Origin of the sequence: Pseudomonas sp. MWU16-30317 (genome assembly GCF_020515695.1) — a bacterium.
In the GTDB taxonomy this organism is placed as follows: Bacteria; Pseudomonadota; Gammaproteobacteria; order Pseudomonadales; family Pseudomonadaceae; genus Aquipseudomonas.
In genome coordinates, this window is record NZ_JAIWJA010000007.1 from 131,095 (window position 1) to 152,687 (window position 21,593).

15 protein-coding genes are annotated in these 21,593 nt (G+C 62.6%); all 15 read right to left on the reverse strand.

Annotated features, from left to right (window positions below):
- Positions 1–64: 64 nt before the first annotated feature.
- Positions 65–1,150, reverse strand: coding sequence for a UDP-2,4-diacetamido-2,4,6-trideoxy-beta-L-altropyranose hydrolase (gene pseG / locus LIX93_RS19835; RefSeq protein WP_226505763.1), 1,086 nt, complete (start codon positions 1,148–1,150; stop codon positions 65–67).
- Positions 1,147–1,857 carry a pseudaminic acid cytidylyltransferase gene (gene pseF, locus LIX93_RS19840; RefSeq protein WP_226505764.1) on the reverse strand — a complete coding sequence of 237 codons (711 nt, stop codon included), beginning with the start codon at positions 1,855–1,857 and terminating at the stop codon, positions 1,147–1,149. Before pseF ends, pseG begins: the two co-directional genes overlap by 4 nt.
- Positions 1,854–3,020 carry a UDP-4-amino-4,6-dideoxy-N-acetyl-beta-L-altrosamine transaminase gene (gene pseC, locus LIX93_RS19845; protein WP_226505765.1) on the reverse strand — a complete coding sequence of 389 codons (1,167 nt, stop codon included), beginning with the start codon at positions 3,018–3,020 and terminating at the stop codon, positions 1,854–1,856. The genes pseF and pseC overlap by 4 nt, the downstream gene beginning before the upstream one ends.
- On the reverse strand, positions 3,017–4,018 hold the full coding sequence (gene pseB / locus LIX93_RS19850) for a UDP-N-acetylglucosamine 4,6-dehydratase (inverting) (protein ID WP_226505766.1): 1,002 nt from the start codon (positions 4,016–4,018) through the stop codon (positions 3,017–3,019). The genes pseC and pseB overlap by 4 nt, the downstream gene beginning before the upstream one ends.
- Positions 4,019–4,044: 26 nt before the next feature.
- The gene (locus LIX93_RS19855) at positions 4,045–6,972 is read right to left on the reverse strand and encodes a TIGR00180 family glycosyltransferase (protein ID WP_226505767.1); all 2,928 of its coding nucleotides are present in this window, start codon (positions 6,970–6,972) and stop codon (positions 4,045–4,047) included.
- A 203-nt stretch (positions 6,973–7,175) separates the two neighbouring features.
- Positions 7,176–10,745: a glycosyltransferase gene (locus tag LIX93_RS19860; protein WP_226505768.1), complete on the reverse strand. Its 3,570-nt coding sequence runs from the start codon at positions 10,743–10,745 to the stop codon at positions 7,176–7,178.
- Between the two features lie 110 nt (positions 10,746–10,855).
- Positions 10,856–12,460, reverse strand: a complete 1,605-nt coding sequence (locus LIX93_RS19865) for a flagellar hook-associated protein 3 (protein ID WP_226505769.1) — start codon at positions 12,458–12,460, stop codon at positions 10,856–10,858.
- Positions 12,461–12,473: 13 nt separating this feature from the next.
- Complete coding sequence (flgK, locus tag LIX93_RS19870; protein WP_226505770.1) at positions 12,474–14,489, reverse strand: flagellar hook-associated protein FlgK; 2,016 nt, start codon at positions 14,487–14,489, stop codon at positions 12,474–12,476.
- Positions 14,490–14,499: 10 nt separating this feature from the next.
- Positions 14,500–15,774: a flagellar assembly peptidoglycan hydrolase FlgJ gene (gene flgJ / locus LIX93_RS19875; protein ID WP_226505771.1), complete on the reverse strand. Its 1,275-nt coding sequence runs from the start codon at positions 15,772–15,774 to the stop codon at positions 14,500–14,502.
- Positions 15,775–15,785: 11 nt separating this feature from the next.
- Positions 15,786–16,895, reverse strand: a complete 1,110-nt coding sequence (locus tag LIX93_RS19880; protein WP_226505772.1) for a flagellar basal body P-ring protein FlgI — start codon at positions 16,893–16,895, stop codon at positions 15,786–15,788.
- A gap of 12 nt (positions 16,896–16,907) precedes the next feature.
- Positions 16,908–17,588 carry a flagellar basal body L-ring protein FlgH gene (flgH, locus tag LIX93_RS19885; RefSeq protein WP_226505773.1) on the reverse strand — a complete coding sequence of 227 codons (681 nt, stop codon included), beginning with the start codon at positions 17,586–17,588 and terminating at the stop codon, positions 16,908–16,910.
- Between the two features lie 76 nt (positions 17,589–17,664).
- The gene (gene flgG, locus LIX93_RS19890) at positions 17,665–18,450 is read right to left on the reverse strand and encodes a flagellar basal-body rod protein FlgG (RefSeq protein ID WP_226505774.1); all 786 of its coding nucleotides are present in this window, start codon (positions 18,448–18,450) and stop codon (positions 17,665–17,667) included.
- Positions 18,451–18,501: 51 nt separating this feature from the next.
- On the reverse strand, positions 18,502–19,248 hold the full coding sequence (locus tag LIX93_RS19895; RefSeq protein ID WP_226505775.1) for a flagellar basal body rod protein FlgF: 747 nt from the start codon (positions 19,246–19,248) through the stop codon (positions 18,502–18,504).
- A 281-nt stretch (positions 19,249–19,529) separates the two neighbouring features.
- Positions 19,530–20,858 (reverse strand): flagellar hook protein FlgE, encoded by a 1,329-nt coding sequence (flgE, locus tag LIX93_RS19900; RefSeq protein ID WP_226505776.1) that lies wholly within the window; start codon positions 20,856–20,858, stop codon positions 19,530–19,532.
- 30 nt (positions 20,859–20,888) lie between these two features.
- Positions 20,889–21,590, reverse strand: coding sequence for a flagellar hook assembly protein FlgD (locus tag LIX93_RS19905; protein WP_226505777.1), 702 nt, complete (start codon positions 21,588–21,590; stop codon positions 20,889–20,891).
- Positions 21,591–21,593 lie beyond the last annotated feature (3 nt).

The following is a 21,593-nucleotide window of genomic DNA, read 5'->3' on the forward strand; positions in this document are numbered from 1 at the left end:
GCTCCTTGAATACACAGGTTTTAACTATAAGCCTTGAGGGTAAATGGTTACCCGACCGAGGCGTTCAACTGCCAGGCAGCCCGCCCAAGGCGGCGGCGACCCGCCTTGCGCCTCGACCGTCGACCAGTTGCCGCGAAAGCCGGGCATAGCGCTGGCGCGCTTCAACGTTAGCCAGCAGTTCTCCAATCGCCTCGGCCAATGCCGCTACCGACACCTGCGCGCAGGGCCCCAGATAACGATGCACGCCGGCCGCGGCAAGCGCTTGGGCGTTGTCTTGCTGATTGGCGGCGACGGCCATGCACAGGGTCGGCAAGCCCAGCGCGGCGCGCTCCCAAGTGGTCCCGCCCGCCGCACCGATGAACAGATCGGCAGCGGCCATCAACTGGCCGAAATCGGCGCTGTAGGCCAGCAACTGCCACTGCGGCCGTTGCTCGACCAAGGCCTGCAACTCAGCCCAATGGGGGTTGCTCAGTCCGGCCACAAATGTCACCTGCGTCACCTGCTGCCCTGCGAGCCCCATCAACGCCTGAAGCGCCTTGAGCGTCTGGCCGGCGGCGTCCATACCGCCGAAGTTGACCACCACCCGCTCCACCACTTGGCGCACAGGCCGCGCATCACGTTCGAACTCCTCTCGCAAAAGGGCATACTCCGGCCCCAGCAACGTGCGACAGCGCCCTTCGAGCCAGGGCGCATAACGCTGCGTGCTGGCGTTGAAGTTCTGGTCCAGCAGCAGGTCGACCTCGTGCGCGCGATTGGCAAGGTCGTCGATTGCCATGATCTGCGCCGCCCACGGCCGCGCCGCCACTTCCCAGTGCCGATCGAGGCCGTAATGGTCGACCACGATCCAGTCGAAACACGTGCCCGGCGGCAGCTGCCCGGCCAGCGCGGCGATGTCCGGCTGCCAAGGCAGCAAGGCTTCGATGTTCGCCGCGTTTCGCGCTTGAGCTCCATCGTCAGGCGCCTCCACCGCCAACCGGTAAACCGGCCAGCCCTGCGCGGCGATCTGCGCGCTCAGGTCACCGGCCAGGCGGCGGCAGGCAAAGCTCACCTGCGCGCCCAAGCCTTGCAGGGCCTTGGCCAGTGTCAGGCAGCGCGCCACATGGCCACTGCCGATGAGCGTCGAGGCGTCGACCCGCATCAACACGTTCACGGCTGCAGTTCGCCATTGGCCTGCAGGGCCGCGTAGAGATACTCGGCACGGGTCCAGTCTTCGACGGTATCGATATCCTGGACGAAATGCCGGGGCAAAATCAGTGGCAGGCTGAGGTCGGAGAACACCACATCGCCACGCAGCCAGGCCTCGCTGCGGCCCCAGTAGAACTGCCCGGCGTCCTGATAGGCCGGCGCCAGATCCTGCGAACGCACCTGACCAAACTCGGGGTACAACGCGGTCAACCGGCCAAGCGGATCGAGGGTCAAGGCGCGCTGCACCGGGAACGGGAAAGTGCACACCGAAAACACATAGGACGCCCGGGCATTGGCCTGCAACAGCGCCAGCCCGTCGCGCAGAAACCGGCCCTGCAACAACGGCGCGGTGGCATAGATGCAACACGCCAGATCGTGATCATGGCCGCTGTCGCGCAGTGCCCGCAGGGCGTGTTCGATGACTGCCGAGGTACCGGTGAAATGATCGGCCAGCGCCGCCGGACGCCTGAACGGCACCTCGGCCCCCCAGGCGCGGGCAACCTCGGCGATTTCGGCGTCATCGGTACTGACCACCACCTGGTCGAACAGGCCGCTGGCCCTTGCCGTACGAATCGAATGGGCGATCATCGGTTCGCCATTGAACAGCTTGATGTTCTTGCGCGGGATACGCTGACTACCACCGCGCGCCGGAATGATCGCCACCGTGCTCACGAACGCCGCTCCAGTTGTTGGCGCAGCTGCTCGACCACTTGATCCTGCTGGTCATCGGTCAGCGCCGGGAACATCGGCAGGCTGATGGCTTGGGTGTAGTAGTGCTCGGCCTCGGGGAAATCCCCGGCGGCAAAACCCTGCTCGCGGTAATAGGGCTGCAAGTGCACCGGAATGTAATGCAGATTGACGCCGATCCCCCCGGCCCGCAGGCCTTCGAACACCTGCCGATGGCTGACCGACAGGCGTTCGGTCTGCAACCGCACCACGTACAGGTGCCAGGCCGATTGCGCCTCGGCTTGAGCGCTCGGCAGGGTCAAGGGCAAATCCGCCAGCAGTTGCCCATAGCGCTCGGCCAGATAGCGGCGGCGGGCGATAAAGGCATCGAGTTTGCCTAGTTGCGAGAGCCCCAGCGCGGCCTGGATGTCGGTCATGCGGTAGTTGAAGCCCAGCTCGACCTGCTGGTAATACCAAGGGCCGTGGCTGGCTTCGTCCATTTGCTCCGGGTCGCGGGTCATGCCGTGGCTGCGCAGGCGCTGCAGCTTGGCGGCCAGTTGCGCGTCGTTGGTGAGGACCATACCGCCCTCCCCCGTGGTGATAATTTTCACCGGGTGAAAACTGAACACCGTCATGGCCGCGAAAGCACCGCAGCCCACCGGCCGGCCAGCGTAGTCGGCGCCCAACGCGTGGGCGGCATCTTCGATGAGGATAAACCCGTAGCGCTCGGCCAACGCGGCGATGGCCTGCATGTCGCAGCTCTGGCCGGCGAAGGCCACCGCCACCACCACCTTGGGCAAGGTCCCTTCCGCTTCGGCCTGCGCCAGTTTGGCCGCCAGCCGATGGGCGTCGAGGTTCCAGGTGTGGGCGTCGATGTCGACGAAATCCACTGAGGCGCCGCAGTACCGGGCGCAGTTGGCCGATGCCAGAAAGGTATTGGGGCTGGTCCACAGGCGGTCGCCCGGGCCCAGACCGGCAGCTAGGCAGGCGATGTGCAAAGCCGCTGTGGCATTGCAGACCGCCACCGCGTGCTGCGCCTGACAGCGCTCGGCCACGGCGGCCTCGAAGCGTGCAAGTGTCGGGCCCTGGGTCAGCCAGTCCGAATGCAGCACCTCGAGCACGGCATCGATATCCGCCGCGTCCAGGCTCTGCCGACCGTAGGGGATCATGCCTGCAATTCGCCGTGCAGCCGGGCGATCTGCGCCACGTCGAGGAACTCACTGTTGGTGTCGGAGCTGTACTCGAAATCCTCCGCCACCGGCGTACCGCGCTCGCCCAACCCGTCGACGGCGAAGTCGAGGTCAGCCTGGGTGAAGCGAATCGACGGCTGGATGGTGTAGTGATCCTTGAACTCCAGCGTCATGCGCGCATCGTCCGTCGGCACCATCAACTCGTGCAGCTTCTCGCCCGGACGAATCCCCACCAGCTGATGAGGCAAGCCGGGCGCCATGGCGCTGGCCAGATCGACGATGCGAATGGACGGAATCTTCGGCACGAAAATCTCGCCGCCATGCATGCGCGCAAAGTTGTCGAGCACGAACTGCACGCCATGGTCGAGGGTGATCCAGAAGCGAGTCATGCGCGCATCGGTGATCGGCAGGTCCTTGGCGCCCTCGGCCACCAGCTTGCTGAAAAACGGTACCACCGAACCACGGGAACCGGCGACGTTGCCATAGCGCACCACCGAGAAACGCGTCTCCTGCGCACCGGCGATATTGTTGGCGGCGACGAACAGTTTGTCCGACAGCAGCTTGGTCGCGCCGTACAGGTTGATCGGGCTGGCGGCCTTGTCGGTGGACAGTGCAATGACCTTCTTGACGCCGTTGTCGATGGCCGCGTTGATGATGTTTTCGGCGCCATTGACGTTGGTACGGATGCACTCGGTGGGGTTGTACTCCGCCGCCGGCACCTGCTTGAGCGCCGCGGCATGGACCACGTAATCGATGCCGCGCATGGCCATGCGCAAGCGCTCGGCGTCGCGCACATCACCAATGAAATAGCGCATGCAGGGCGCGTTGAACACCTGCTGCATTTCATACTGCTTGAGCTCGTCGCGGGAGAACACCACCACCCGGCGTGGCTGATATTGCTCCAGCAGGCGGCGGATGAAGTTGCGCCCGAACGAGCCGGTGCCACCGCTGATGAAAATCGATTTGTCGTTGAACATGGCGTGATCCTCTGCGCGCTGCGGGCTCAGCCCAGCAGCGGCGCCCAGTCGATGGCGGCGGCGTCACCCAAGGCGAACGAGCCGCCGAGCTGGGACAGGTTCTGATTGTAGGCAAGGTCATGGGCAAAATTGCCCGGCCATTTGCGCTGCAGCGAGAACAAAGTCTGCGCCGGTTGCGCGACGCTGCCCGGGTGCACGACCTGCACGTAGGGTGTCCACACGATCAACTGGCCGGCCTGGCTGACTTTCAGGCACAGATCGACATCGCTCAAGGCGCTGGCGAACAGATTGTCTTCCAGCCCCCCCACCGACTCGAACAGCGCCTTGCCGATCATCAGGCAGGTGGCCGATACGGCCGAGTAGTTCTGGTCGACGATCAGGCGTTGCAGGTAGCCATGGTCACCGTTGGCGGCACCGCTGAAGGCCGGCAATACGCCTGCGCGTTGGCTGAGGATCAGCCCGGCCTGCGTCACCTGGCCGCTGGCGTCGATCAGCTTGGCGCCGACCACCCCCACTTCCGGGCGCAAGGCATGGTTGAGCAATGACTCGATCCAGTTCGGGTTGACGACCTCGGCATCGCTGTCGAGCAGCACCAGAAACTCGCCCTGGGCCTGCTGGCTGGCAGCGTTGTACAGCGCCGCCAGGCTGATGGGCTGCTCGCTCTTGAGCACCCGCACGCGCCCGGCAGGCTGGGTGTTGTGGTCCAGCCAATGGAGCATGTCAGGGCCCTGCGAGGCGTTGTCCACCACCAGGACCTCATAGCGGTTGTAGCGGGTGCGCAGGCGCAGGCTTTCAAGCGTGGCCTGCAACTGCGCGAGGTTGTCCTGGCACGGCAGAATCACACTGACCAGTGGCCGCGCGCTGTGGCGATAATCGATGCGATAGGTGCCTGGGGACTCGCTGGTCACGGCGGCCTGGTAGCCACGGGTAGTCAGGTGGCGAATCAGCGTCTGGCGCTCGTGAACATTCTCTTCGAGCGGCACTGCACTGCAGATCAGCAACGGTTCGTCGAGGTGGGCCAGCCAGCCCATGCCGCCGGTCTCGATGATGCGCAGCAGCAAGTCGAACTCCAGCGCCTGGCTGAAGTTGGCCGAGTAGCCGCCTGCCCCGACCAGCACGTCGCGACGGATCAGCCAATGGCGAGCCATGAGCGCCGGCACGCTTTGCAGCAGGTCAAGGTTGAACCCCGGCCGGAACACGGCCTTGAGCGAACCGTCGTGCTGGCGGTGAATTTCGTCGGCGGCTACCGCCCGGCAATCGGGCGCCTTGAGCAGCTCCAGCGCCGCACGGGCCAGGCCAGCGGCAGTGAACTGGTCACCCACCTCGGCCAGGATCAGCCAATCGCAGGACGATTGCCGAGCGATCTGATTGAGCTTGTCGATATACAGCGCCTTGGTCACCTTGACGAAATGCAAGGTGTTGAGCACGGTCGTCGCCACCGGCGGCTCGCCGGTCGTGAAGACGGTGATCTTGAACGCGGTGTAATGACCTTCGACGAGGCTGTCGAGGGTGACCTGCAGCTTCTCCATGTCGTTATCGAGGTCAAGCAGCAAGATGCCGATCTGCGGCGTAGCGGCCTGGCTTTGCAGGTACTGGGTGATCGCCTGGCCCTGCGCAGGCGCCGGGCTGCGCGCCTCGAGCCAGCTCATCAGGCGGCCGGAAGGCATGGTCGCGAAGGTCTCGAGGTTGTCGCGGATGTCCACACTGTGCAGACGCGCGGCCCAGGCTTGAAGCAACTCGCATGCTTCGGTTTCATCCACCTCGCTCAGGCGCAGGACCAGTTGCTCGACCACGCGACGGTTGAACACGCTGCAATCCATCGCCTTCCACAGACGCTCGATGACGGTTTCGGCAACGTCGTTGGCATGCCCCTTGAGCAGCATCTCCTGGCGGGTCCAGACCCCTTCCAGTTGCGAGAGCTGCAGGCGCCCCGCCGGCTTTGCGTGGATCAGAAACTCGATGGCGGTGAGCTGATCGAAAAACGCCTGATTGTAGAACGGCATTTCCACGTATTGGGTAGGTTCGAACAGGCGCTGCGGCGGCTTGAACGCGTCTTTCCAGCGCGATTCTACGATCAGCTCCAAGCCCAACGAACGGCCGCTGCTCAGGCATTCGCTCATCGCATCGAAGCAGTCGAGCACTGCGCCGTGGCGTTGCGCCGGGTCGTGCTCGGCAAAACTCGGCACGTTGGCGAGCCGCTCGGCAAATGCCTCGCGCGCCGCCACCGATGTCTGGTCCGGTCGACGCAGCACGCCGAGCACGTCACTGCCATGCTCGGACTGCAAATAATTGAGCTCGCGTACCACATAGGGAATTGGCAACACCCGCGCCTTGGCGCTGGCCAGCAGCCAGAATACCTGGCTGATTTCCAGCCACTCGAAGCTGATGTCATCTGCCACCTGGGCCAGCCAGTCGCGGATCAGCCCAGTGCGGGTCACTGCGTACAGGGTCGGCAGGTATTGGCCCATGTAGGCCAGTGCACGTGCCCGGCCCGAGTCGTAGGCGTAGTCTTCCTGCACCTTGCGGTCGCGGCGGTAATAGGACACCGCGTCGGCCTGCGCCTGGTACATGAGCGAATAACCGTGGCACAGCCCGTAGTCCGGATGCTGCTCGAGGAATGTCAATGCGCTGGCGAGGCCATCGTGCAAGGCAAAGTCGTCATCTGCCGCAAACACCATGAATGGCGTCTCGACCTGCTGCACGGCATATTTGAGTTTGGCGGCCAGGGCTCGGTAAGAGAATTGCGGGACGTAGTGGTAGTCGGCGTCAGGAAACTGACCGGCGATCTCGGCATTGGACGTGGTCGACGAATCTACCACCAGCACCTGGCAATCGAGCGTGGCGTAGTACTGCAGCGCGCGTCGCACAAAGGCCGGACGATTATGCGTAAGCAGCACGAGCGTAAGCCGCCCATGCAATGCCGGCGAATGTTCGGAGACTGGCAGATTTGGCATGACCTTTCCTTAGACGGGCAGACGGCTGTGACGGGACAAAGAGGATTCGACGACTGCCAGTGATACGTCGCGGTCGGGAACCACTGCATCGCAAAGAGCGGATTTATGACGCTATCGGGGGGATTTGCATGAAGCATGCCAGCCACGGCGACGCGTGGCCTGCATGCCGCAAGGGGCTTGCCCCCTTACGGGCCGTCTAGCGGTCAGTCACCCAGCCATGCCGACGCCCAATGCTGGACGTTATCGGCGCGCAGCATGTAGTCGCGCATCACCGTGCGCTTGAGCTCGTCGCCCATGCGGTAGCTGGCCTCGGGATCGGCGAGGTGCATGCGAATCGCCTCCAGCCATTCTGCGGTGGAGTTGGTCAGCACTCGCGTGCACGGCAGATAACCGCCATAGGCCGCGGTGTTGCTGCAGATCACCGGGTAGCCACAGGCGCCGTATTCCAGCAGGCGCAAGTTGCTCTTGCAGTCGTTGAACGGGTGAAACTCCAGCGGTGCCAGGGCCAGGTCCAGGTTGAGACTGGCGAGTTTGGCCGGATAGACGCTCAGACCGATCACGCCATGGAATTCATGCACGTAGGGACGCAGGATATCCGGGCACATGCCAAAGAATACCCATTCGACTTCGTCCGCCAGCAGACGCACGACATCGGCAATCAACTCCAGGTCGCCGCGGTGGCTGGTGCCGCCGCCCCAACCCACCCGAGGCTTGCGCGAAGTGCGCCGCTTGCTGTGCAGATTGCTCCACAGCTCGGTCGCCAACATGTTCGGCACCACGCGGATATCCTGATGCATCCCCGCCAGCGCGTCGGCCAGTGGCTCGGTCGACACCACGACCCGGTCACACAGGGCGATCACTTTCTGGATGCTGTCGGCCACCGTGGGCGGCAGGTCTCGCGCATGGTCGTTCTTTTTCGGAACGTTGGTGACCAGGTCATCGAGTTCGAAGATCAACCGGCTGTTGAAGTAGCGCTTGAGATCGACAGCCTCGCGAATGGCGTTCTCGAAATACCGGCCCTGCAGGATCACCACATCCGGACGCGACCGTTCGATTTGCACCAGCGTCGGGGTTTCATAGGCTACGCGGCTGACGATACGCCCTGCCGCTTCCAATTCCTCGAGCGGCTGCACCACCCGGTAGTGGGCGACGGCCGTGGTGTTTATCGGTAGCCCCAGCACGGTCGGCAATGGCCGATGGGTGAAGGGGTACCAGTCGTTACGTTTGCCGGGTTCAAGGACGAAACTGGCGCCGTCCAGGCTCAGGCTGGGGTTGTAGGCCGGGTCCCGGGCGATAGACGGCAGCCAGCGGTCAAGCAGGTGGCTACCGGCCAATTGCTGAGCCTCGGCCGTGTCGTTGAACGCCTTGCGGGCGCCGATCGCCAGCTGCGCATAAGGCGTCCAGACGGTCAGCAGGCCCTGCTCGGCGATGCGCAGGCACAGGTCCACGTCGTGCCCCAGACTGGCGAAATGGGTGGTATTGAACCCATCCAGCTCATCGAATATCGATTTGCTCACCATCAGGCAGTCGATGCCCACAGCGCTGTAGTTCTGGGTGATCTGCAAACGCTGCATGTACCCCGGCGCGTCGGCCGCAACCGAGAAAAACGGCGTGCCCCAGCCGCCTTTCATCCCCAGCACCAGGCCCGCCTGTTCAATGGCGCCATCCGGGCGAACCAGGCGGGGGCCGACAATGGCCACCTCCGGGCGCTGCGCCAGTTGCACCATCTGCTCAAGCCAGTCCTGCTGGGTCGCCACCAGGTACGGGCTGTAAAACAACACGAACTCACCACGGGCCTGCGCTGCGCCCGCATTGAAGGCTGCCGCAGGGGTCAGGGTCGATGCACAATCGAGCACGCGCAGCTTGTCGCCACCCAATTGCGCCATGCCCGCAAACCAGGCCCGAGCATCGGCCGAGACGCTGGCGTTATTGACCAGCACCACCTCGAAGTGGCCGTAACCGGTATTGCCGAGCAGGCATTCGACACAGCGCTGCACCAACGCGAGCTGATCCTTGCTGACGATCACGATCGACACCAACGGGCGGGTCGGATGCAGGTATTCGATATGGGTAAGCAACACGCCGGCCCCCGACTGCAGCCGATAATCGATGCCCAGGCGCTGCAGGTGGGCTTCGACCACCGGGGCGTTCTGCTCGACTACCTGCGGCACGGCCAGCCACTGCGCCAGGGAATATTGCGACTCTACCAGCACCTCGGCGACATGCCCGATCGCCAGGCTGCCGGACGACTCGAACAAGCGCCACAACACGTCGATGCCCGCCAGTTCGCCAAAGCGCGACTGCAGACCACCGCACGCCAGCACGGCCTGGCGCTGAAACACCAGGTTGCGCCCGACGTAGGGATAGCTGCGCAACATGTCCAGGTTGAAGTCGGGCTTGAACACCGGGTCCCGGGATTCGCCATCGCGCAGCGCACCTTCATCGCTATAGAGGCACTGCAAGTCAGCACTTTGGCTGATGCGTTGAGCGAGCAGAAACAACGCCGGCGCGGTCAAGCGATCGCCGCTGCGCAGCAGGTAGATCCAGTCGGCGCCGTCCAGCTGCGGCAGCAATTGGTTGATCTGGGCGTTGACGTCGTCCTGCAACGGCAGGGTAAAGACTTTTTCCTCCAACTGCGGCGCGACACAGTCGGCGCTCAGCACCAGAATCAGCTCAGGCGGGTAATGTTGTTCGGCCAGGCTGCGCAGGCTGATCTCGACCCCGGCACTGTTACCCAGGGAGTTGACGATCACCGGCACGATGCGCGGGCGCTGCGGCCAACTGGCGACCACATCCGGCAACAGCTCCAGGTGCGCCGGGCTCAGTGTCCTGCAGCCGAGCCAATCCTGGTAGAGCTCGGCAAAACTTTCGCTGGCCAAGCCGACATGGAAGGCCTGTTGCCCGACTTTGCGGATCAGCGCATGGTTGAGGCCCAACTCCTCCCATTCACGGGGCGACTGCTCGGCCTGTTCCAGCGGCACATAGCGCACATAGCCTTTTTGCGGCGGCTCGCTGCTGCGCTCTTTGAGCATCTGACCCAACCAGCCACGCTCGCGCTCCATTCCATCAATGATCGATTGGCGCCGACTCAAGCGCTGCGGGTGCAGGCGTTCAACCGTGAGGATATCGTTGATATACACCATGTTGCCGCGGCCCAGCAGGCAAGCGAACAACGCCAGATCCAGCAATGCCTCGAAACAATGCCCTGGCTGGGTGAGCGCGGGCAGCAATGCCTGCAAATCGACACGACGGAACAACGCGCTGCTGAAGCAACCGAGAAAGTTGGCCGGATACGTATCGAGCATGCCGAGCATGTCCGATCCCAGGAACAGTGCGGTAGTCGGAGCAATGCCCACATTGGCCATGCGTGCGGGCAGGCGGATCTCATCGCGATCGCAGAAATAACGCTGCGCGAGCACCAGGTTGACGTCGGTGTTGTCCAGCATGGCGGCAGCCTGACGGCGCACGCACTCGGTGTACAGACGGTCGTCATCGCAGAGGAACTTGACCAGCTCGCCCTGCGCGTCATCCAGCCCGCGCTGCAGATTGCCCGCCAGGCCCAGGGGTTGCGGGTTGCGGTGGTAGCGGATCGGCACCTGGCTGTTGAGCCCTTGAGCTTCGCAAGCGGCCTGGATTTCACTGCCGCGCGAATCGTCGCAGACGATCACTTCCAGATGGGGGTAGGTCTGCGCCAGCGCATCCTGCAACGCCATCGCGAAGAAATCCGGATTGGAAGCGGGAATGACGATGCTGATCAGCGGGACTGAAGACACTATGAACGCTCTCACGCGGCAGGCGTCCGGCGACAACGTGACAAGCGCGGACGCTACAGAAGGGATGACCGCGGGGCACCTGCCCCGCGGTTACAGGTAGCGAGTGTAGCTTAGAGCTTGTTGAACAGGCCAAGCTGCGAGATACGGCTGAACGCCAGTTGCGCCGCCGAGAGCATGGTCTGCTGCAAGGTCAAGCGGGTCATGACTTCGGCCGGATCGGAATTGCGGATGGCCGACTGGTTGGTGTCGTTGTTGGTGGTCAGCGTGGTGTTGGTGGTCGATTGTGCATCCACCGCCTGGCCCCGAGCACCAATCGAGCTGAGCGCCGTACTGACCTGATCGCTCCCGGAAGCCAGGTTGCCGATGGCCGATTGCAGCTGAGCGTTGAGCTTCTGGGTCGCCACGGCGTCGCCGTCAGTCGGCGTCATCAGCGCAGTTCTCAGATCGTTCAAGGTGTTGAGAATGTTCTGATTGGTATGGGTATTGGACTGCACCGTGAACTGATCGCCGGTGGCCGGCGTACCGCTGATACTGAACTTGACGCCGGCGAGGGTCACCGAGCCACCCGTGAGTGTCTGGCTGTCGATCGGCTGACTGTTGGCAGTCAAAGGCGACGCATACAACGCCACGGTAGTCGTCGGCGTGGTGCCGGTGACCTTCACCACCGCACCGCTCGCAGGGAACTTGCTGGTGTAGGCAACCGCATCGGCCGCCTGGGTGGCCGCGGACGCAGTCGAATCGGAAGCGCCAGTGATGGCGGAGGTAATCTGCGACGTTGAGGTGTTGGTGCTGACCCGTGCGGTGTTGAAGGTGTCCGGCGTGGCCGCAAAAGTGAAGCTGCGACCGGTCAACACAGTCGAGGCGTCATCACCGGTGGCAAGGTTGACGTTGAGGGTCAGGTCGACACCGCGAAAACTGACGGTCTGATCCGCTGCGGTACTGGCCGACACCACGCCATTGGCCGTCAGTTCCGAGGTCCTGTCTGTACCGGTGTTGTCGGTGATTTTCAGCTGCGTGGCGCTGGTGTAGCTGATGGTATAGGGCGCGCCGCTGGTGAACGAAGAGCTGTAGGTAGCGCTGTTCGAGACGATACCGCCCGAGAGCGTGACCTTGCCGTCACTGACGCTCGGCGTGGTGCTGGTACGGGTGGTATTGGTCGCCTGCTCGAAAGCATCCCAACCGGTGGTGTTGGTGGCGATCGACAAGCCTTGACCGATAGCGACGTTCGTCGAGGTCTGATCGCCGTTATAGCTGTACGAACCATCGGCGTTCACGGTGTAGGGCGGCGTCGATGATTTGGAACCCGAGAACAGATAGTTACCGCTTGCATCCTGGCTGTTCATCAAGCCAAGCACTTGAGACTGGATCTGCGACAGCTCCTCGGCGTTGGCCTGGCGGTCAGCGTCGGTATAGGTGGCGTTGCTGGCCGATAGCGCCAGTTCGCGGGCGCGCTGCAGTGCATTGGTAATACTGGTGAGCGCAGTTTCCGAAGCCGTCATGGTGGTCGTGGCGGCGGTCATGTTGCTCTTGTACTGCGTCAGCATGGAGCTCTGCTGGCCCAGTTGCAGCAGGCGCGCGGCACCGACCGGATCATCGGCGGCGGTATTGACCTTGATGCCGCTGCTGGCCTCTTCGCCGGATGCAACCACGTTGCCGTAGGTGCGGGAATAGTTGGCAGCGCTGGTTTCGTAGTATTGACTGGTGGAAATACGCATACGTCAGCGCTCCTTAAAGATTGTTGATCAAGGTATCGAACATGGTCTGGGCCGCCTTGATGATCTGCGACGAGGCGGTGTAGTACTGCTGATACTTGACCAGGTTGGCGGTTTCTTCGTCGAGGTTGACCCCCGATACCGAATCCCGCGAAGTGGTGGCCTGAGTCAATACCGCGGTGGTCGCGGTCACGTCGCTGGTGCCCTGGGCCGCCTTGGCACCGACACTGGATACCAAGGATGCGTTGGCATCGGACAGGCTCACGCCGTTGCCGTCGGCGGTACCGATGGTGGCCTTGGTCTGCAGCGCCAGGGTGGTGATGGCGTTGCGGTTGTCCGAGGAGCCGGCGGCGGTCATCGACACGGTGTAGGTATCGTTGCTGGCTGGGGTACCCGACACGGTCATCGCAAAGCTGTAGCTCTTGCCGGCAATGGCGGCGCCGCTCGAGTCCAGCAGCGGGATGGTGATGCTCAATGCGTTGTTCTGGCCAGGCACGATGCTGCCAGCGGCGCTGGTGATCTCGGTGCCTGCGGCGGTGTAGACCTTGTAGCTTTGCGTACCGTCAGTGGCCGTCGCCCCGAACACCAGCTTGACCGGCGAGGAATTCTTGATGCCGGCCTGCAGGTCGGCGCTCGAACCGTCGTCGAGCACCGAGCTCAGGGCCGGCTGGGTGACCGAGCCGGACCCGCTGTTGCTGGCCCCGGCATTGACGGTCAAGGCACCCGCGGCAGCGAGCGTCTTGGAGTCGGTCATGACCGTGGTAATGGCCGTGGCCGCTGAGCGCGTCGGGGTGATCTTGAAGGTGTCACCGGCCTGCACGCTGGTACCGTTGAGCGACAGCTGAAAGCCGTCGATCTCGGGTTTGTCGGCGGTGCTGTAGCTGCCCATGGCGGTGCCGTCCGGCAGTTTGCTGACGGAGTAGTGGGTCGCGTCGGTGAAGGTCACCTGGTAGTCGTTGGCCGTCAGTTTGCTGGTGTCGCTGATGCTGACGTTGAAGTTGCTGGAACCCTTGTTCGTCGTGGCGCCGATACTGCGCTGGGTCACTTGCGCATCGCTGTTGATGTCACTGTAAAGGGCGCTGCCGAAGTTGCCGTAGCTGTCGACGCCTTGTGCCAGTTGGCTATTGACCGTGTCGGCCATGGTCAGGGCGATACGCCCCAGCTCGTTGGTGGCAGGCGTCAGCACGTCAGAACGATAACGCAGCAGACCGCCGATGCTGCCGCCGCTGATCACCGAGGTGACGTCGGTGCTGTATTGCGAATAGTTGAGCTGCAGGCTCATCTGCGTCGCATCGGTGGTGCTCGGTACGGTCGTCAACGTGTTGACCGTGCTGCCGCTGACCAGGGTCTGGCCATTGCCGATGTAGACATCGTAGCTGCCGTTGTTGTCGATGACCTTGGCGCCCACCAGCTCGTTGAGCTGGCGCACGGCTTCGTTGCGCGAGTCGAGCAGGCTGTTGGGGCTGCCGCCGTTGTTCGCCTGAGTGATCTGGGTGTTGAGCTTGGCGATGCTGGCCGCGAGGTCGTTGACCTTGCTGGCGGTGCTGGCGAGCTGGCTGTTGACGTCGGTGTTCTGAGCAGCCAATTGCGAGGCGACCGAGTTGAACCGAGCCGTCAACGCTTTCGCGGAGGTCAGCAACGAGGCACGCGACGAGGCATCGTTGGCAGTGGTCGACACGGCCTGCAACTGAGTAAAGAACGACGCCATGGTGGTGGAAATGCCGGTGCTGTCATCCGACAGCAGGGCGTCGGTGCTCGACGCCTGGGTCGAGTACGCAGTGGCATCGGCCGCCAGGGCGGTAGTGGTCTGCACCTGGGTATCGAGGAAGCTGTTGTAGATGCGACGAACATCGGACAGCGTCGTACCAGTACCAATGTAGCCCACGCCGATATTCTGCAGGGCGGACGACGTGGTCACCGTTTGTTGGCGCGAATAGCCGTCGGTATCAACGTTGGCAATGTTGTTACTGATGGTGTTCAGCGCTGCGGTGTTGGCATTGAGCGACGAGAGCCCGATGTTGATCAGCGACATGGTTCAGCCCTTATAAAGTCGTGGAAGAACTACCCATTGCGTAGTTCTGGTAGCTCTTCATCTGCTTGGCAATCTGGGAAATCTTCGAGGCATAGTCCGGGTCGGTGGCGTAGCCGGCTTTCTGCAGCTCTTTTACAAACTGTTCCGGGTTATCGGCCGCATTCACCACACCTTTATAGCGATCGTTGTTCTGCAACAGGCTGACCAAATCGTGGAAACTGTCGGCATACGAGGAGTACGAGCGGAACTGCGCCGTCTCCTTGACCATCGCGCCATTGCGGAACTCGCTGGTGATCGCCCGCGCTTGCTCGCCCTGCCAGTTGCCGGACGCCTTGATGCCGAACAGGTTGTGGCTGCTGGTGCCGTCTTCGGCACGCATCACCGATTTGCCGAAGCCGGTTTCCAGCGCGGCTTGGGCCACCAGAATCTTGGGATCGACGCCGATACGTGCTGCGGCTTCTTGCGCCATCGGCAGCATGGTGTCGATAAATTCGTCACGCGAGGCGAACGCACTTTTGCCAGGCGCCAACGGAATCTGCACGCGGCGGGTTTCCTGCGCCTTGATGATCGGCAAGGTCGGATCCTGGGTCCAGTCGCCGTTGCCGCCATCGGTGCCGGTGGCGTCGCTGGTGCTGGCGACTGCAGCGGTGGCCGTGGCGACCTGGCTCCGGCCCGCCAGCAGGACGTTGGAATGCGCCGTGCCTTCAGGGTGCAAGCGATTACGGCTGGCGTCGGTGGTGCCATCGCCGGAAGCCGACGGGACGATGCCCGCCAGCAGACGATCGGACAGTTTGCTCGGCAACGACAGGCGCCGCTCGTTGAGCTTGGCCATGAGGTTGGCGCCGCTGACCGCGGTGCTGGCAGTGCTGTCGGCGGCGCTGTTGTGCACCGCCCCCAGGGGTGTGCCGTTGCTGCCAGGACGCTGGAACGGGTTGTTGCCAGCGCTGTGGCCCACGTCCTTGGTCTTCGACAATTGCCGCATCAGCACGTCCTGCAGACCAATACCGCCCTGGTGCGACATGGTCACGGCGAGCTGCTGGTCGTACATGGACTGGTACTGCTTGACGGTCTCGGTGTTGAGCGGGTTGTCCTTGGCCAGCACATCGTTGGCGGAACGCATGGACTTGAGCATCTCGCCGACGAACAGCGACTCGAATTCCTGAGCGACCTTCTTGAGGTTGGCGTCGCTGTCGCGATCGCCAATCTTGAGGTTGTTCAGACGATTGAGGTCGGTGTAGGCGCCGCTGTCGGCAGGGGCGGAAACTCCCCCTTTAGGCATGTCCATGGTCGCTTACCTCAAATGACGATCAGGTCGGCCTGCAAGGCGCCGGCCTGTTTCAAGGCTTCAAGAATGGCCATCAGGTCGCTGGGCGCTGCGCCCACCTGATTCACCGCCCGTACGATCTCGTCCAGGGTCGTGCCCGGGCCGAACTTGAACATCGGTTTGGCTTCCTGCTGGGCATTGACCTTGGAGCGCGGCACGACAGCCGTGGTGCCGTTGGACAAGGCGCCAGGCTGGCTGACGATCGGGTCTTCGGTGATGGTCACGGTCAGGCTGCCGTGCGTGACCGCAGCGGGCGAAACCTTGACGTTCTGGCCGATCACGATAGTACCGGTACGCGAGTTGATGATGACTTTGGCGACCGCCTGACCAGGATCGATCTCGAGGTTCTCGAGCACCGACAGGTAGTCGACCCGCTGGTTGGGATCGAGCGGCGCAGTGACGCGCACCGAACCGCCATCGATGGCCTGAGCCACGCCAGGGCCGAGCATGTTGTTGATGGTGTCAACGATATGCTTGGCGGTGGTGAAGTCGGAGCGGTTGAGGTTCAAGGTCAGGCTGTTGCCCTGGTTGAAACCGCTCGGTACCGAACGCTCGACCGTGGCACCGCCAGGAATCCGCCCCGACGACGGCACGTTGACGGTGATCTTCGAACCATCGCGGCCTTCGGCGTCGAAGCCGCCCACCACCAGGTTGCCCTGAGCGACGGCGTAGACGTTGCCGTCGATACCCTTGAGCGGGGTCATCAGCAGGCTGCCGCCGCGCAGGCTCTTGGAGTTACCGATGGACGACACGGTAATGTCGATGGCCTGACCGGGTTTGGAGAACGCCGGCAGATCGGCAAAGATCGACACCGCCGCGACGTTTTTCAGCTGCACGGTGCCCGAGCCCGACGGCACCTTGATGCCGAACTGGGCGAGCATGTTGTTGAACGTCTGCAAGGTGAACGGCGTTTGCGTGGTCTGGTCACCCGTACCATCGAGCCCCACCACCAGACCGTAGCCGATCAACTGGTTGGTACGTACGCCCGAAATGCTGGCGATGTCCTTCAGACGTTCGGCTTGAACGCTGAAGGCCATGGACAACAACATCGTCGCCGCAATCAGGTGTTTGAGTTTGAACATGGTCAGGCGCACTCAGAAGGGCCAATACGGGCTAAGGAAGAAGCGATCCAGCCATCCAGTCTGGCTCGCGTCGGCAAAGGAGCCGGTTCCCGAGTACGTGATCCGCGCATCGGCTACCCGATTCGACGACACTGTATTGTCGGTTGCTATGTCATCTGCACGGATCATGCCAGCGATCCGCACGAGTTCTTCACCGGTGTTCAGCGTCATCCATTTCTCGCCGCGCACGGCCAGGATGCCGTTGGGCAAGACGTCGGCAACGGTCACCGTGACCGACCCGGTCAGGCTGTTGCCCTGCGCTGCCTGGCTGTTGCCGTTGGTGGCGCGGTCGCCGCTGTAGCCGGCATTGAGGTTGGCGTCGCCCGAATGCACACCGCTGCCGAACAGCGAAGTGATGCCCATGGTGGTGGCGCTGGTCTTGGCGATCTTGGAGTTCGCCGTTTTACTGGCGGCGGTCTTTTCGTTCAGGGTGATGGTGATGATGTCACCGATCCGGAACGCCTTGCGGTCGCCGTACATGTTCTGCTCGAACCCGGCCTGGTAGATCGAGCCGTTGTTGGCCGCTGCCGGCAATGGTGTGCGTGGCAACACCGGGGCGTAGTACGGGTCGTTTGGCTTGGGCTGAGGGCCCATGCAGCCAGCGAGCAAAGTGATTCCACTCAAGGCGATGACGGTAACGAACAAACGACTCATGACTTTCGACCTCACGGTGTAACAGGCGCCTGGGCGCCAACAGACGGACAGTGGTTTGAACAGATTGACTAACGCCTTACAGGTTCTGCGTGACGTACTGCAGCATGGAGTCGGCGGTGGAGATCACTTTGGAGTTCATCTCGTAGGCACGTTGGGTGGTGATCATGTTCACCAGTTCTTCCACGGTGCTGACGTTGGAGTTTTCCAGGGTGTTCTGCAGCGTCGTGCCCAGGCCATTGAGGCCAGGCGTACCGGCTTGCGGTGCACCACTGGAAGCGGTTTCCAGGTACAAGTTGCTCCCCATGGACTGCAAGCCGCCCGGGTTGACGAAGTCGGCGATCTGCAGGTTGCCGATCACCTGAGCGGCGGCGCTGCCAGGCACGGTGATCGACACGGTGCCGTCGGTGCCGACGGTGAAGGTCTGGGCGTTGCTCGGCACGACGATGGCAGGGTTCAACGCCATGCCGCTGGAAGTGACGATCTGGCCAGTGGAATCCAGGTGGAATGTACCGTCGCGGGTGTAGGCGATGGTGCCGTCCGGCTGGGTGATCTGGAAGAAACCGTGACCGTTGACGGCCAGGTCCAGCGGCTGATCGGTGGTCTGCAGGGAACCTGCGGTAAAGTTCTTCTGGGTGCCGACGATGCGCACACCGGTACCGACCTGCAGGCCCGATGGCAGCTCGGTGTCTGCGGTGGACTGAGCGCCTGGCTGGCGTTTGATCTGGTACAGCAGATCCTGGAATTCGGCGCGATCACGTTTGAAGCCCGTGGTCGATACGTTGGCCAGGTTGTTGGAAATGGTAGTGAGGTTCAAGTCCTGGGCTTGAAGGCCGGTCTTGCTGACCCAAAGTGCTGGAAGCATGGTATTCGTCTCCTCGGGCGCCGGTTCGTCGGCGCGGGTTACAGATAATTCTTAAGATTGCAAAACGCGGGCCATGGCCTGGTCATCTTCCTTGGCCGTGGACATCATTTTGATGTGCATTTCAAATTGCTTCGAAAGCTCCAGCACCGACGTCATCTCTTCCACGGCGTTGACGTTGCTCGCCTCCAGAAAGCCGGACGTCACTTGCACGTCGGCATTCACCGGGGCAGCCTTGCCGTCAGCGGTATGGATCAGGCCGTCGACACCCTTGGTCATGTTCTTGAGGTCGGGTTTGACCAGCTTGATGCGGTCGACCTGCGCCAAGGCCTGAGGCGACTGCCCCATGCCGCGGACGCTGATGGTGCCGTCGCTGCCAATCTCGATCTTCTCGTCCGGCGGCACTGCAATCGGCCCGCCGTTGCCCATGACCGGCAAGCCGCTGCCGGTGCGCAACACGCCCAGGGCATCGATGTTGAGGCTCGCCGAGCGGGTATAGGCTTCTTTGCCATCCGGGGTCTGCACCGCGATCCAGCCATCCCCGCCACTGCCGCTGACGGCAATGTCGAGGTCACGGCCTGTTTCGATCATGGCGCCGGGCTGAAAATCGGTCGCCGGGCGCTCGGTCATGGCATAGGCGCGCGAGGGAAAGGTGTCGCCGAATACCGGCATCGAACGCGCCTGCTCCAGATCGCGCTGGAAGCCATTGGTGGAAACGTTGGCCAGGTTGTTGGCGTGCACCTTCTGCGCGAGCGCGTTCTGGCTGGCGCCGGTCATGGCTACATAAAGTAATTTGTCCACACTGTATCTCCGGTGACGGGCGACTGCCGGTTAGCGAATCGATAACAGTGCTAGAGCAATTAGTGGGCCAACTTTGAAAAGACCGCTACAAGCCTTGATTTAGAAGGATTGCGCATTGGAGCGAGGGAATGGTGAGCTGTATCAAGACGGAAATACGGCGCCCTGTTGCCAGGAGCGGCAAACTACCGCCGTCGGTTTTTTTGACGCGTTATACGAGGCAGTGCAAATCCCATTGCGGGAGCGACCGGGGTCGCTCCCGCAGGGTTTTCAGAGCGGGTCGATTACACCGACTGGATCAGCGTCTGCATGATGGTGCTTTGAGTCGAGATAGTCTTGGCGTTCGCCTGATAGTTGCTTTGTTCCTTGATCAGGTTGACCAGTTCCGAGGTCAGGTCGACGTTGGAGTCTTCCAGCGCGTTGGACTGGATGCTGCCCAAGGTCCCGGTTTCCGGTGTACCGATGACCGGCACACCCGACGCGTACGACTCTTTCCACTTGGTGCCGCCGATCGGCGTCAGGCCCTGGACGTTGGCGAAGTTGGCGATTGCCACCTGGCCGATGGTCTTGCTCTGGCCGTTGGTGAAGGTGGCGAACAGCGACCCGGAGGAGTCCACGCTCAGGCTCGACAGCTCGCCGGTGGCGTAGCCGTCTTGCGTCTTGGCGGTAACGGCCGACGTCGCGTTGTACTGGGTGACGGAGGTCATGTCCAGGGTGATAGCCGCTGACGCGGTCGAACCGTTGCTGACCCAAGTGCCGGCGGCATTCTGCGTGGCAGGGCTCCAGTTAGCCAGGCTGAACACACCGTTGACCACGCTCAGGCCAGCCGCGGCAGGCGAAACCGGCGTGGTGATGTTGGCGGTATCCAACGCACCCGAGGACGTGAAGCTGATCGGGTTGACCAACGGATCGGTACCGGTGGTGGTATTGGTCGGGTCGGTCGGGTTGCGACCATCGACCGTGGTGTACATGGTCCAGTTGTTGCTGGAATCCTTGGCGAAATACTGGTTCAGCTGGTGCGAGTTGCCCTGGCTGTCGAAGATTTCGGTGTTGTAGGTAAAGTTGTAGCTGTTGACGTTAGTGGCGTCGAACGGGGTCACGGTCGGCGTCGTCGCGCTGGAATTGAGGTTCAGCGTCTCGGACATGGTCGACGTCGGCTTGGGGCTGAGGTTCGAGGTGTCAATCTTCAGATTGCTGAGCACACCCGTCTGCAGGGTGCCGTTGGCATCCACCGAGTAGCCTTGCAGGTTGGCGCCCGAGCTGTCGACGATGTAGCCCGACTTGTCGCTGGAGAACGCACCGGCACGGGTGTAGACCTTGGTGCCGTTGTCGCTCATGGTAAAGAAGCCGTCACCGTTGATGGCCAGGTCGAGGCTCTGGTCGGTGGTGCTGATGTTGCCCTGGTTGAACAACTGCGCTACTGACTGGGTCTGCACGCCGCTGCCGACGGTGGTGCTACCTGCCGTGGCCTTGATCGAGGCCGCATACTGGTCGGCGAATTCCGTGCGCGACGCCTTGAAGCCAGTGGTGGCGACGTTGGCGATGTTGTTGCCTGTTACATCCAGCGCTTTGTTGGCTGCCGCCAGACCGCTGAGACCGATATTGAAAGACATGCTGCTACTCCTGCGGCGGTGAGCCGGCCGTTAATTGGCGATCGTCTGGACTTTCGAGAGGGCCACGCTGCTGCCCCCAGCGAGATTAAGGGTCATTTCACCACCACTGGTGGTTGCCATGGTCACACTGCTGACCGTGGCAGGCAGGTACGTCGTTGCAGCCGTAGCGACACCATCGAGGGTCGTCGTGGCCTTGAAGCTGTAGTTACCGGCAGGCTCGGCAACACCCGAGGAGTTGAGGCCATCCCAAGTAAAGGCGGAGTTGCCGGTGGACTGGACACCCAGATCGATGGTATCGACCAGGCTGCCGGTGCTGTCGTACACACCCACGGTCGTCGCGGTGCTGGCACCGGTGACGGCCACCGTACCGGTGATGCCCTTGGTGGGATCGAGCACGGCCGTGTCGCTTGCCACGACCACCGAGCGACCGACCAGCGAGGAGGCTTGCAGCGCCTGCGACGACTGGTAGGTGGTGGCCAGGCTGTCAACCGTGGTGTTGAGGTTCTGCATGCTTTCGAGGCTGCTGAACTGGGCCATCTGCGAAACGAACTGAGTGTTGTCCGTAGGGCTGAGCGGGTCCTGATTCTTGAGCTGGGTGACCAGCAATTGCAGGAACGCATCTTTGCCCAACGCGCTGCCGGCGGTGCCGGTAGACGAGTCGGTGGTGCTGGTAGTCGCTTGGTACTGGGCCAGTGCGGCGGCGCCAGTTGCCGTGGTTGAAGTCGTCGTCATGCT